The following is a 12,425-nucleotide window of genomic DNA, read 5'->3' as shown; positions in this document are numbered from 1 at the left end:
GTGTTCGTTGTCAGCGAGCTTGGAAGGGACTCAGGCGGCAATGGGGCTGCGCTGAGCTGGTCAAAACTTAAACGAGAACACAACTATGCTTTTCTCCCGTAAACCTTTTGCTTCGGGTTCCAAGCGTCACTTGCTGATGGTCGCTGTTGGCTTCAGCACCGTGCTGACCGGCTGCGCCACGTCGCCGACTTCCAAAGTCGCCTCGAGCACCAAGGTCGAGTACTACCCTAACTGCTACGAGCCGGTGCAGCACCTGCGCTCCACCGAAGGCAACATGACCAAGTCGGTTGTCACCGGCGCGGCCGTTGGCGCGGTCGGCGGTGCCTTGCTGGGCGCCCTGACCGCCGACAAGGAAGACCGTGGTCGCAACGCCGCCATCGGTGCCGCGGGCGGTGCCCTGGCCGGTGGTGCCGCCGGTTACTACACCGAGCGCCAGAAGCAGATCGCCGATGACAACCAGCGCATCGCTTCCTACGCTGCCGACGTCAACAAAAGCGTCTCCGACATCGACCGCAGCACCGCTTACGCGAAGACTTCGCAGCAGTGCTACCAGAATGCGTTCAGCAAGCTGGTGGCTGACCGCAAGGCCAAGACCGTCAACGACACCGAAGGCCGCAAGCGCCTGGCGGAAATCGTTTCCGGCCTGAAAGAGTCGAACGACCTGATCGTTGCGGTCAACGGCAAGGCCTCGGAAGACCTGAACAACTACACCCAGGCCTATGAGAAAGACCTGCAGCAGGTGGGTGTGCAGCGTACTGATGTGGTGACTGTGGCCACTGCTGACACTGCACCGGTTGTGGCGCCAACCAAGACAAAGAGCAAGACCAAGGTAGTCGCGGCGAAGAAGAAAGAGCTGCCGACCGTGCCGAAAGAAGCGGTGACCACTGAGAAAACCCTGCAGACCGCCAAGGCCAAGCAGGATGAAAGCAAGCAGGTGGCTAGCGCCGGTACCACTCAGGTCAACAGCATGTGCAAAAACCCGGACCTGGGCGACTGGGCACCGGTTCCTTGCCCGAATGTTTGATTGAGTGAGGGCTGCTGATCATTGGTCAGCAGCCAAAACCTGTGGGAGCGAGCTTGCTCGCGAAGGCGGCCTGGTAGCCGACCTATCTCTTGCGGTTGTACCCGATCCAATTGTGGGAGCGAGCTTGCTCGCGATAGCGTCCGTTCAGTTGGCATCCATGTTGACTGACCCGCCGCCATCGCGAGCAAGCTCGCTCCCACAGTTGTTTTGTGTTGCCGGTGATATCTGCAACACCTCCAATCCCCTGTGGGAGCGGGCTTGCCCGCGAAGGCGGCCTAGTAGCCGGCCTATCTCTTGCGGTTGTACCCCAATCCAATTGTGGGAGCGAGCTTGCTCGCGATGGCGTCGGCTCAGCTTGCATCAATGCCAGCGCTACCCCTTGGCGTCAGGCGCCGCCATTCCCTTGTTTTCCAGATCATCCAACGCCCGCTCGACCAACAACTGAACCCCATCGGCCATGCGGCTGATCGCCAGGGCGACGCAGCGGCGTGAGTCGTCGACGTCGTCAGCCAGGTCGGCGGCGATGGTGCTGATGGAGAGCAGGTCTTCGGAGGCGTTGGCCAGCAGGGTTTCGGTGTCGATGTGGGGCGAGACGATGAAGAGCTGGTTTTTGTCGGGTTCGGGCGGGGAGGGTTGGGGGTTGAGGTAGTAGTCGAGGGCGCGGGTGGCGGCGTCTTCGAGCTTTTTTTCTTCCTGCGCTTGGACGCGGGATTTGTGGCCGTTTTGCGGCGGATTAGGAGTGACCTTGAACATAGATGTATCCCGATATGTATTTAAAGAAAACTGCCACCGTTCGTTGCACCGAATTAAGGTGGCAGCCGTGCGTAGGTGTGCAAGACCGGGCATATCGGACCCCGGCAGACCTTGAGAGTCTCCCACGCACAGCCGCCATAGCAGTTGCGCGCCGATATGTACCGGACTTGCACGTCCGTGTCACCGTTTTTTGCGATGACGAACAAAGGTTAGCGGCGCACCAGAGCCCTGCCTAGTTCATGAACAGCCCGACGTTTTGAAGGAAATGTCCGAGGACCCTGAAGGCCAACGAAAGCCACAATCACCCGCCGCTAAAACGTGACTTAGCAGTCATCATGCAGGAAAAAACATTCATCTCCCGCTAAAGCGATCCGATGATGGCGTTCCGCCGAAGAATCGCTAAACTGCCCGCCATTCATCTTTTTCTCACGAGGCGGTGCCCATGAAATTTCGTTTTCTGCTGTGGATGCTGGGGCTGTTGATGGGCAAGGCCAGCCGGAACAATCCGGCGTTCCAGCAACAGTTGGGCGATAAAGAGTTGGTGTTCCAGCTGCAAACCCTGGACGGCAAAGTCGCCCGGCATTTCACGGTGAAAAACCAGCGCATCACCAGCCAGTCCGGCACCTACCCGACGCCGGCATTCTCCATCGCCTTCAAGGACGCGGCCTATGGCTTCGCTACGATGCAGGCCAGGAACAAGCAACTGGCATTCATGACGGGGATCCAGGACCAGTCGATCCAGATCAAGGGCAACCCGGCGCTGGTGATCTGGTTCCAGGGGCTGACCAAGTACTTGAAGCCGAAGAAAGCCAAGAAAACCTAGCCGAGAACCCCGTGGCGAGGGAGCTTGCTCCCGCTGGGTCGCGAAGCGGCCCCAAATGGGTTTACGTAATCCTCCAGGCGGATCGCGTCCTTGGCTTTCTCCCAGGCCCAACCCACGCGATCAAGCAGCGAGTCGGGGATTCCAGGTTTGAGTCGCGAGGTGGCTTAACAAGCCAGTGCCTTATCTCCAAAAAGTCGCTCGAACTGTCATTCCTGACAGGTGCAAAGACACGTGTTCGGAGGCTCCATGAAGGTTGATGTCCATGTGAATTTCATCCCCTTGATGGAGCAAAAAAATCATGACTCAACCAACAGGAACCCTGCAAGCAGGCACTCTCGACCCCACCTTTGCCGATGGGGGCGTATTGAGGTTTCCGATACCCGAAATCTCTGGATTCGATACGGTAGCGGTTCTGGCGTTGCCTGAAAATAAGCTGCTTGTTGCTATTCAATTATTGGGTGTGGAAGCCCCTATCGCACTGGCGAGACTGAATGAGAACGGCTCGCTTGATATTGGATTTGGTGGAAACGGGGCGGGTCTGGTCGAGGTTTCTCTCGAGGGGGGCTATATCAATGATGTAAGGGAGTTGATCGGTCTTAGTGATGGTGGATGGCTGCTGCTTGGGCAGTATGAGAAGGGCAGTGAAGGGGGGCGGTGTCTCGTTCGGCATGACAGGGAGGGGCGACTGGTTGAGTCTTTCGGTGAAAAAGGTGTGCGTTTGTTTCCGGGCGGTATAGCCCCTAGACATGCTGAGACAGGCGGGGGGGCTTTTGCTCGCGTTGACGAGAGGTCTTCCACTGGAGCACCACGCAGTTCGGGTCGTAAAGGAGCTTCTGCGGTCCAGCAAGACGGCAAGATTCTCTTGCTCGGTTACATGAGAAATGATTCCGGTGAGCCAAAAGAGATCGTACTTCGCCTTAACTCGGATGGTTCGACCGACTACACATTCAACGGGGTTGGTTTTGCGATTGTCGAGCCCCCAGGTATTTCCTATGAATGGAATATTGCCGAGGTTGTCACCGTTCAGGCGGATGGCAACGTGTTGGTCGGTGGTGAGTTTGCGCTGGAAAATCCTTATTCCAGAGTCGCTTACGTCATGCGTTTCGATGCATCGGGGCGTCTCGATACCAGTTTTAATGGTGGGATGGTGCCCGTTCGCCACTCTAACCTAATCTACGTGGAGGCTATTGAGGTCAGAGAGACTGACGGCAGTATTGTCACGATCGGCAAGGCTTTACGCGATGGTGTTCTACATGGGCTGATGTTCGTTCTAACTCGTGGCGGATTCTTCGACTTCAATTTCAATCGCGGGCAGCCATTGTTCTCCAAGTTGGTGCCTCAAGGGCTGGGATGGAAACGTATTGCGTTGCAGGCGGAGGGTTCGATCCTCGTAGCCGGTACTACCGGCAGGGGGTTTGTAGAGGAAGGGGTTAGCGCGCTGACGGCACGTTTTCATTCCGATGGCTCTTTGGATTCGACGTTCAATGGCAACGGTTTTACCGTTTTTGACGAAGGCGGGAAGTATGAGGTTGTTCAGGATATGGCGGTAATGGCGGATGGGCGGATCGTTGTGTGTGGGTTAGCGTGGGTGGACGGTGACCCTTGGGCTTATATCGGTGGTGGTTGGGTGATTCGTTATCTGGCTTAAGCCGCAAGGAACATGTAGTCAATCCTCCAGGCGGAGCGTGGGAACGATCAGCGCGATCCGCCTGGAAAATTGTGTAGGCCCATCTGGGGCTGCTGCGCAGCCTAGCGGAAGCAAGCTCCCTCGGGGGTTCAACCGTGGCTGAACTGCGAAGCCAGTTCGCGCAGCAGCGCTTCGGCTTCAAGCACTTTACTGACCACGTCATTGACCTTGTCCCGAGACAGCCCTACGCGCTCCAGCAGTGCGTCAGGGATTTCTTCATCCGGGCCGGTGCCGATGCCCCGCGAGCGCAGCAGGCGTACGGCCAGGCACACCAGGTTCGGGTAAGCCGCGTATTCGCCGTCGTAATGCGGGTCGTGCTGGAAGCGCAGGGCGGTGGCCAGTTCGTCGGGCATGTCCCAGTAGCGCATCAGCCATGAGCCGATCTGCTCGCGACTGATGCCCAGCAGGTGCTGTTCCACGTAGCTGTGGCACAGGTGCGGGTTGACCTCCAGGTGCCGGCAGATCAGCGAGAAGTGCGGCGGGAACACGTGGGCCAGCAGCAAATAGCCAAAGTTATGCAGCAGGCCGGACAGGTAGGTCAGGCCGCCTTCGGGGCGCTGGGCGCGCGGCATGGCGCGGGTCAGGCCCTCGATGACGGCGGCGGTGTAGATCGACTGGTGCCAGTACGGCGTGGTGTGTTGCGGGTGGTCCTTGGGCAGGCTCAGGGTCTTGCCCAGGGCCAGGCCGAGCGCCAGGTTGATCACCAGGTCGAAGCCCAGCACCCGTACGATGGCGTCTTCCACCGAACGAATCTTGCCCGGTGAGGCGTAGTACGGCGAGGCGGCCCAGCTCACCACTTGTGCGGCCAGGGCCGGGTCGGTTTCGACGACGCCGGTGATGTCATCGATGGTCGCGTCCGGGTCGACCCGCAGCTTGATGATTTTCTGGGCGGTTTCGGCCAGGGGCGGAATCTCGATGGTTTCTTCCAGCCGTTGCTGGATGCGCCGGGCGGTAAACGCCTGGACGGCCTGGGTGATTTCCGCGCGGTCGTCGTGCGGGCGGTCCAGGTTGGGAGTGATGTTGCTCACGGCTTCGCCGAATGTCGCGGCGCTGGCCTTGGTGAGCATGGTCTTGAAGGCTTCGCTGGTGACTTCCAGCAGCAGCCCCGGCTCGCCCGAGTTGATCAGCAGCTTCGGCTCGCGCAGCAGGCTTTCTTCGTACAGGCAGGGGGAGCTGGTCAGCGCCGGCAGGCCGGGCAGCAGGCTCAGGCTGTGCTTGCCGAGCATGCGCTCCAGGCGGTCGGTCGGCACCGCCGTGAGTTTTCGTCCAGTGAGTTCCGCCAGGCGGTTGAGGTCCAGCAGCTGGCTTTGTGGAAACAGCACCATGAGCGCGCCAACGGCGTCGTGCAGCAGGACAGCTTGCACTTTGCGAGCAGGGTTCAGGCCTGGTCGCTCGAGCACTTCGTCAAAGGCGATGCCCAGTTTTTCGAGCAGCAGCCGAATAACAGACGGAGCGTGCGGGGATTCTGGGACGAGGGCAGCTTCAGTCATGGTCTGTATCCGTTTTCCTACAAGTTCAGCAGTATAACCAGCTTGCCGGGCAGGTGCGTCCGGAAACTGAGAGCGTGCTCACACTTGGCCATATTGCTGCCCATGACGCAGCCAGCGATCCAGCAGCGGGCTGACGTGGTCGGGCCAGCGTTCCAGCAAAGCCTGGGCGGCGTCGCGTACGGCGGGGAGCAGATCGGCGTCGCGCATCAGGTCGGCTACCTTGAATTGAAGCAGACCGGTCTGGCGCGTGCCGAGCATTTCACCGGGGCCGCGCAGTTCAAGGTCTTTTTCGGCGATGACAAAGCCGTCGTTGGTTTCGCGCATGATGCCCAACCGTTGGCGGCCGATCTGGGACAGCGGCGGGTGGTACAGCAACACGCAATGGCTGGCGGCGCTGCCCCGGCCGACACGTCCGCGTAGCTGGTGCAACTGCGCCAGGCCCAGCCGCTCAGGGTTCTCGATGATCATCAAGCTGGCGTTGGGCACATCGACGCCCACCTCGATCACGGTGGTGGCGACCAGCAATTGCAGGGCCCCGACCTTGAATTCGGCCATGACGGCGGCTTTTTCGGCCGGTTTCATGCGGCCATGGATCAGCCCGACCTTCAACTCGCCGAGGGCGGCGGTGAGGTCTTCATAGGTGGTTTCGGCGGCTTGGCAGGTCAGCTCTTCCGACTCTTCGATCAGCGTGCACACCCAATAGGCCTGCCGCCCTTCGGCACAGGCGCTGCGCACGCGCTCGATCACTTCGACCCGGCGGGTGTCGGTGACCAGCACGGTGTTGACCGGGGTACGGCCGGGGGGCAGTTCGTCGAGGATCGAGGTGTCGAGGTCGGCGTAGGCGCTCATAGCCAGGGTCCGCGGGATCGGCGTGGCGGTCATGATCAACTGATGCGGACACATCCGTCCGCCCACGCCTTTCTGCCGCAGGGCCAGGCGCTGTTGCACGCCGAAGCGGTGTTGTTCGTCGATGATTACCAGCGCCAGGTTCTTGAATTGCACTTCGTCCTGGAACAACGCGTGGGTACCGACCACCATCGGTGCGCCTTCGGCGATCTGCGCCAGGGCAGTTGCACGGTTCTTTCCCTTGAGCTTGCCGGCCAGCCAGGCGACTTCGATGCCCAGCGGTTCAAGCCAGCGCTGGAAGGTGATGAAGTGCTGTTCAGCGAGGATCTCGGTGGGCGCCATCAGTGCCACTTGATACCCCGCTTCCAGGGCCTGGAGCGCGGCGAGGGCGGCGACCACGGTCTTGCCGGCGCCGACATCGCCCTGGATCAACCGCAGCATCGGTTCAGGCTGGCTCAGGTCGTAGGCAATTTCGTTACCGACCCTTTGTTGGGCGCCGGTTGGCGTGAAGCCCAGGTTGGCCAGGTAGCGAGCGGGCAAGTCCCGGGCCTTGGACATGGCTGGGGCACGCAGGGAGCGCAGGCTTTCGCGCAGACGTTGCTGAGACAATTGATGGGTCAGCAGTTCTTCGAATGCCAGGCGGTGCTGGGCCCAGTGATGGCCGAGGGCAAGTTCATCGACATCGGCATCGGCTGGTGGATGGTGCAGGTAGCGGATCGCGTCGGCCAGGGGCGCCAGGTGGTAGTCCCGGGCCAGCTCCGTGGGCAGCCAGTCGGGCAGGCTGCTGGGGCCGAGCAGGGTCAGGGTTTGCTGGCAGAGCTGGCGCAGGCGTTGTTGGGTCAGGCCTTCGGTGAGGGGATAGACCGGGGTCAGGGTTTCATCCACGGGCGGCGGCTCGTCACCGGTGATGCTGCGGTATTCCGGATGATAGATCTCCAGCCCCGACGCCCCGGGCCGCGCCTCTCCGTAGCAGCGCACGCGAGTGCCACGCTTGAGGCCTTCCTTTTGTGCATTGCTGAAGTGATAGAAGCGCAGGCTGAGCCCGCCAGTGCCGTCTTGCAGCCGCACCACCAGGCTGCGGCGGCGACCCATGACCACGTCGGCGCCGCTGACGGTGCCTTCGATCACCGCGTCCTGCCCGGGCCGTAACTGGCCGATGGGCACCACGCGGGTGCGGTCCTGGTAGCGCAGCGGCAGGTGGAACAGCACGTCCTGGAGATTCTCCAGGCCGACCTTGGCCAGTTTCTCGGCCATGGCTTCACCGACACCCTTGAGTGCCGTGACCGGCACTTTCGACAGCTCAGTCATGGCTGCGGCTTACTTGGCAGTGGGCGGCTTGGCCACGGAACACAGGCGGATCGAGTCAGCGAGGATCTCGATGGCCTTGGGCCGCGGGAAGCTGGCGCGCCAGGCGATGGCTACGGTGCGGAACGGCGCGGGCGGCGTCAGCGGACGGACTTCGATCACGCCGGGGGCGTAGTGATGGCTGTCCACCGCCGACAGCGGCAGGATCGAAATACCCAGGCCAGAGGCAACCATGTGACGGATGGTCTCCAGGGAGCTGGATTCCACCGTGGTGTGCTTGGCGCCTTCGCTACCCTTGGTCAGGGTCGGACAGGCTTCGAGCACCTGGTCGCGGAAGCAATGGCCTTCGCCGAGCAGCAGCAGGCTCTTGTCGTTGAGCAGGGCGGCGTCGATGGTTTTTTTCTGGGTCCAGGAATGCTGGGCCGGCATCAAGACGTAGAACGGCTCGTCGTAGAGCGGCAGGGTCAGGACGTCGGCTTCGTTGAACGGCAGGGCGATGATGATCGCGTCCAACTCGCCGTTGCGCAGTTTGTCGCGCAGCACGTGGGTAAAGTTTTCTTCGATGTACAACGGCATCTGCGGGGCAACCCGGTGCAGTTGCGGAATCAGGTGCGGGAACAGGTACGGGCCGACGGTGTAGATCGCACCGACCTTCAGTGGGGCGGTCAGCTGGTTCTTGCCAGCCTGGGCCAGCTCACGGATGCCTTGGGCCTGTTCCAGGACTTTTTGCGCCTGGGCCACGATGCCTTCGCCGACCGGCGTCAGGCGCACGGCGCTTTTGCTGCGCTCGAAAATCAGCACACCGAGCTCGTCTTCAAGCTTTTTCACACCCACCGACAGCGTCGGCTGGCTGACATGGCAACGCTCGGCCGCATGGCCGAAATGCTGCTCTTGGGCGAGGGTGACGATGTAGCGTAATTCTGTGAGGGTCATAGCAAGCGTCCATGAAGTTGCGAGCCAAGCATACCGGCTGCAATCGATAGACGCACGTTATCAGAGTGGAGGCGCGGTGTGACACTGTCCAATGTCTGTTGGGTCGTTGCCGGATATGAAAAAGGCATCTTTCGATGCCGTTCTGTCGGGTGTACTCATTGTGGCGAGGGAGCTTGCTCCCGCTGGGCCGCGAAGCGGCCCCAAAACCAGCGAATGCGCTGCATCAGGCAGATCGTGTTGATCGGGCCAGGGCCTGCTGCGCAGTCCAGCGGGAGCAAGCTCCCTCGCCACAGGATTCACCTGCTACCGAGTTGCTAGGTTCGGTCAGCGCCGGCGCTTCTCGATGGAATACACAAACGGTGCCGTCAGTTCGATGGTGCCGTTGGTCAGCAGTTCGGCCGGTGGCTTGGGCAGCGGTTGGGCTTTGCGGATCATTTCCAGGGTGGCCCGGTCCAGCGACTCCGTGCCGGAGCTGCCCACCAGTTCGTATGACAGCACGTTACCTTCGGCATCCACCACGAAGCGCAGGCGATTCATGCCTTCCTTGTTCATCTGCTGGGCCCGGGTCGGGTACTTTTTGTACTTGCCCAGGTGCGCCAGCAGTGTGCCCTGCCAATTGGCCTTGGCCGCCGATTGAGCTGGCGAAGGGCCTGGGGCCGGTTGCGCGGATTTCTCGGTCGGTGCCGGGGTGGGCGGGGTATCGCTGGGCTTTTGCTCCGACGGTGTTTCCTTCGGCGGCTCCGGTTTTTTCTCCACGGGCTTGGGCTTGGGCGGTTGAGGCTTCGGCTTGGGCTTGACCGGTTTGGGTATGGAGATCTCCGGCTTCGCCGCTTCGGCGAGCTTAGGCAACGGCAGTTCTTCGACCGGTTCAGGAGGCTGCGGCGGTGTGACGACTTTCGGCGGTGCAGGCGGTGGTGGGGCCGGAACCGGCGCCAGCTCGACCATCATGGCCTGGGGGGGCAATTCGATGGGCGGGCGTGACGTCCAGTTCAGTGCCAGCGCGATGGCGAGCGCATGCACGCCCAGCACTACGGCCAGGCTACCGCTGTAACGCGTCAGCTTTTGGCGCGTCGTGATCATTTCTTGGGCGCCGTCTCGAGTCCGACCAGGCCGACCTTCAAGTAACCGGCGGCGCGCAGGGCGTCCATCACGTTCATCAAGTCGCCGTAGTCCACGCCTTTATCGGCCTGGAAGAAGATCGTCGTGTCCTTCTTGCCCTGGGTCTTGGCGTCGAGGGTCGCGCCGAGGCTTTCGGTCTTGACCTCGTCTTCGCCGAGGAACAGGCGCTGGTCGGCCTTGACGCTCAGGAACACCGGTTTCTCTGGCCGTGGCGATGGCTTGGCCGTCGAGGCCGGGAGATCGACCTTGATGTCCACGGTGGCGAGCGGGGCGGCCACCATGAAGATGATCAGCAGCACCAGCATCACGTCGATGAATGGCGTGACGTTGATTTCGTGGTTCTCGGCCAGATCGTCGTCTGCGCCTTCTTTCAAATGCAGGCCCATGGCCGATTACCCCACTTTCACCATGTGCGGTTGCGAGCCGCGCTCGGGCGGAAGGTGGTCGAGGTCGCGGCTGACCAACAGCAGGACTTCCGCCGAGGCGTCGGAGACCTGGGCCTTGTAGCCGGCGATGGAGCGGGCGAAGACGTTGTAGATGACCACGGCCGGGATCGCTGCGACCAGGCCGAGTGCGGTCGCCAGCAGGGCTTCGGCGATGCCGGGTGCCACGACGGCGAGGTTGGTGGTCTGGGTCTTGGCGATGCCGATGAAGCTGTTCATGATGCCCCATACGGTGCCGAACAGGCCGACGAACGGCGCGGTGGAACCAATGGTGGCAAGTACGCCGGTGCCGCTGCTCATGTTGCGACCACAGGCGGCGACCAGGCGTTCGAGGCGGAAGCTCACGCGTTCCTTGATGCCTTCTTTCTCACGGCTGTTGGCCGACAGGCGCATCTCTTCGAGCGCGTCGTGCACCAGTAGGTTGGCGAGGGTGCCTTCTTTCGCGGCGCTGGCGCTGGCCTCCTTGAGGGTGGTGGCCTTTTTCAGGGCGGCGATTTCACCCCGCAAGCGACGTTTGGCGCCCAGCAGCTCGAAGCCTTTGGCGATCCAGATGGTCCAGGTGATGATCGAAGCGATGGCCAGGCCGATCATCACGATTTTCACGATGATGTCGGCGTTCTGGTACATGCCCCAGGGCGACAGGTCGTGGGCCATGCCCAGGGAGTTGTCGGCTTCGAGCACTGGCGGCGCGTCTGCGGCGCTGGCTTCGACGGCCTGGGCCGGGTCGGTGGCCACCGGCGTGGCAACGGGAGCGCCAGCGTCGGCAGGCGCCGGGGCCGTTGTGGCAGGGGCGGTGGCCGGTGTCGTGGCGGGTGTCTGTGCATCGGCGAACGCGGCGGCAGGCGCCAGCAGCAGGCTGAGCAGCAAGGCTGCCACGGCGCTCCAGACGCGAGGTCGGTTGGTTGGCGAAGCGGAGGATAGAGAGCGTTTCATGCTGGCCGGACCTGAGAGGAAAAGAAGGTTGATGTTCTTCCAGGCCTCGTGGGCCGAGAACAAAAGTGGCGAGCATTATTGCAAGTAATTCTTGTTAACAAAAGTAATACAGTAACTTTTTTTCCTGCATTGCTAGCCGCTTGTCCCTTCCGAGGGCTAGTCTGCGCCTTTACCAGAGGAGATTTTGATGTCCGCGCCTTCTGTTTTAATCGCCGGCTGCGGTGATATCGGCAGCCGCCTGGCCAGCCAGTTATTGGCCGAACATTGGCAAGTCTATGGCTTGCGACGCACGGTTTCGCACCTGCCGGCCGGGGTTGTCGGGGTGACGGGCGATCTGTTCAGCGAGCAATGTCCGGCCGATTGGCCCACCGGCCCCCTGGATTATCTGGTGTACAGCGCGGCCGCCACCCAGCATGACGAAGCGGGTTATCGCGCGGCTTACATAGAAGGGTTGCAGCATGTGTTGGGCTGGTTGAAGCAGCATGGGCAGCAGCCAAAACGTTTGCTTTTTGTGTCCAGCAGCAGTGTCTATGGGCAACAGAAGGGTGAGTGGGTCGATGAAACGTCGCCCACCGAGGCCGGCGGTTATTCCGGACGGCTGATGCTCGAAGCCGAGCAAGTGGCGCTGGACAGTGGCATTCCGGCCAGCCGCGTGCGCTTGACCGGCATCTACGGCCCGGGTCGTGAATGGCTGTTGAGCCAGGTGCGCCAGGGCTATAGCGTGGTGGAAGACCCGCCCCTGTACGCCAACCGCATCCATGCCGACGATGCGGCGGGCCTGCTGGCGTTCCTGCTGGAAGCCGATCGCCAGGGCAAAACCCTGCAAGACTGCTACATCGGCGTCGACGATGCCCCCGCCGCGCTGGCCGACGTGGTGGGCTGGCTGCGCGACTACATGGGCGTCACCCAATGGGCCGAAAACGCCAGCGTACGTCGCGCCGGCAGCAAACGCTGCAGCAATGCCCGGGCAAAGGCGTTGGGCTGGACGCCGCAGTATCCGAGTTTTCGTGAGGGGTATGCGGCGATTCTGGAGGGGCGCTGCTGACTTTTTCAGGCACCCCATAACAAA

11 protein-coding genes are annotated in these 12,425 nt (G+C 61.6%); 4 read left to right on the top strand and 7 right to left on the bottom strand.

From position 1 onward, the window contains the following. The first annotated feature begins 85 nt into the window (after window positions 1–85). Window positions 86–1,024, top strand: coding sequence for a type VI secretion system-associated lipoprotein TagQ (gene tagQ, locus CD58_RS27930; protein WP_025216150.1), 939 nt, complete (start codon window positions 86–88; stop codon window positions 1,022–1,024). Between the two features lie 372 nt (window positions 1,025–1,396). Here tagQ and CD58_RS27925 read toward each other — a convergent pair whose 3' ends face one another. Next, a complete protein-coding gene (locus tag CD58_RS27925; RefSeq protein ID WP_025216149.1) occupies window positions 1,397–1,777 on the bottom strand; it encodes a DUF6124 family protein in 381 nt (126 codons plus the stop codon). Window positions 1,778–2,219: 442 nt separating this feature from the next. Here CD58_RS27925 and CD58_RS27920 point away from each other — a divergent pair, with 442 nt between their 5' ends. After that, complete coding sequence (locus tag CD58_RS27920; RefSeq protein ID WP_025216148.1) at window positions 2,220–2,600, top strand: helicase; 381 nt, start codon at window positions 2,220–2,222, stop codon at window positions 2,598–2,600. Window positions 2,601–2,898: 298 nt separating this feature from the next. Then, window positions 2,899–4,248, top strand: coding sequence for a hypothetical protein (locus CD58_RS27915; RefSeq protein ID WP_025216147.1), 1,350 nt, complete (start codon window positions 2,899–2,901; stop codon window positions 4,246–4,248). 128 nt (window positions 4,249–4,376) lie between these two features. Here the strand turns inward: CD58_RS27915 and CD58_RS27910 are convergent, their stop codons facing one another. From CD58_RS27910 to exbB, 6 genes are all read right to left on the bottom strand, one after another. Beyond that, the gene (locus tag CD58_RS27910) at window positions 4,377–5,777 is read right to left on the bottom strand and encodes an aminoacyl-tRNA deacylase and HDOD domain-containing protein (protein ID WP_025216146.1); all 1,401 of its coding nucleotides are present in this window, start codon (window positions 5,775–5,777) and stop codon (window positions 4,377–4,379) included. Window positions 5,778–5,855: 78 nt separating this feature from the next. Next, window positions 5,856–7,931, bottom strand: coding sequence for an ATP-dependent DNA helicase RecG (recG, locus tag CD58_RS27905; RefSeq protein ID WP_025216145.1), 2,076 nt, complete (start codon window positions 7,929–7,931; stop codon window positions 5,856–5,858). Between the two features lie 9 nt (window positions 7,932–7,940). Next, window positions 7,941–8,861: a hydrogen peroxide-inducible genes activator gene (locus CD58_RS27900; protein WP_025216144.1), complete on the bottom strand. Its 921-nt coding sequence runs from the start codon at window positions 8,859–8,861 to the stop codon at window positions 7,941–7,943. A gap of 324 nt (window positions 8,862–9,185) precedes the next feature. Continuing rightward, window positions 9,186–9,941 carry an energy transducer TonB family protein gene (locus CD58_RS27895; RefSeq protein ID WP_025216143.1) on the bottom strand — a complete coding sequence of 252 codons (756 nt, stop codon included), beginning with the start codon at window positions 9,939–9,941 and terminating at the stop codon, window positions 9,186–9,188. After that, window positions 9,938–10,366 (bottom strand): TonB system transport protein ExbD, encoded by a 429-nt coding sequence (gene exbD / locus CD58_RS27890; RefSeq protein WP_025216142.1) that lies wholly within the window; start codon window positions 10,364–10,366, stop codon window positions 9,938–9,940. Before exbD ends, CD58_RS27895 begins: the two co-directional genes overlap by 4 nt. A 6-nt stretch (window positions 10,367–10,372) precedes the next feature. Beyond that, a complete protein-coding gene (exbB, locus tag CD58_RS27885; protein ID WP_025216141.1) occupies window positions 10,373–11,356 on the bottom strand; it encodes a tonB-system energizer ExbB in 984 nt (327 codons plus the stop codon). Window positions 11,357–11,543: 187 nt separating this feature from the next. Between exbB and CD58_RS27880 the strand changes: the two genes are divergently transcribed. Then, window positions 11,544–12,401, top strand: a complete 858-nt coding sequence (locus tag CD58_RS27880; RefSeq protein WP_025216140.1) for an SDR family oxidoreductase — start codon at window positions 11,544–11,546, stop codon at window positions 12,399–12,401. Window positions 12,402–12,425 lie beyond the last annotated feature (24 nt).

The sequence above is a fragment of the Pseudomonas brassicacearum genome (assembly GCF_000585995.1).
Classification (GTDB): Bacteria; Pseudomonadota; Gammaproteobacteria; order Pseudomonadales; family Pseudomonadaceae; genus Aquipseudomonas; species Aquipseudomonas brassicacearum_A.
This window is presented reverse-complemented; position numbering and strand designations above follow the sequence as displayed.

Coding starts and splice junctions, on each gene's coding strand:
- CD58_RS27920 (WP_025216148.1), top strand. CDS start 2,220: ATGAAATTTCGTTTTCTGCTGTGGATGCTGGGGCTGTTGATGGGCAAG.
- recG (WP_025216145.1), bottom strand. CDS start 7,931: ATGACTGAGCTGTCGAAAGTGCCGGTCACGGCACTCAAGGGTGTCGGT.
- exbD (WP_025216142.1), bottom strand. CDS start 10,366: ATGGGCCTGCATTTGAAAGAAGGCGCAGACGACGATCTGGCCGAGAAC.
- CD58_RS27910 (WP_025216146.1), bottom strand. CDS start 5,777: ATGACTGAAGCTGCCCTCGTCCCAGAATCCCCGCACGCTCCGTCTGTT.
- CD58_RS27900 (WP_025216144.1), bottom strand. CDS start 8,861: ATGACCCTCACAGAATTACGCTACATCGTCACCCTCGCCCAAGAGCAG.
- CD58_RS27895 (WP_025216143.1), bottom strand. CDS start 9,941: ATGATCACGACGCGCCAAAAGCTGACGCGTTACAGCGGTAGCCTGGCC.
- CD58_RS27925 (WP_025216149.1), bottom strand. CDS start 1,777: ATGTTCAAGGTCACTCCTAATCCGCCGCAAAACGGCCACAAATCCCGC.
- exbB (WP_025216141.1), bottom strand. CDS start 11,356: ATGAAACGCTCTCTATCCTCCGCTTCGCCAACCAACCGACCTCGCGTC.
- tagQ (WP_025216150.1), top strand. CDS start 86: ATGCTTTTCTCCCGTAAACCTTTTGCTTCGGGTTCCAAGCGTCACTTG.
- CD58_RS27880 (WP_025216140.1), top strand. CDS start 11,544: ATGTCCGCGCCTTCTGTTTTAATCGCCGGCTGCGGTGATATCGGCAGC.
- CD58_RS27915 (WP_025216147.1), top strand. CDS start 2,899: ATGACTCAACCAACAGGAACCCTGCAAGCAGGCACTCTCGACCCCACC.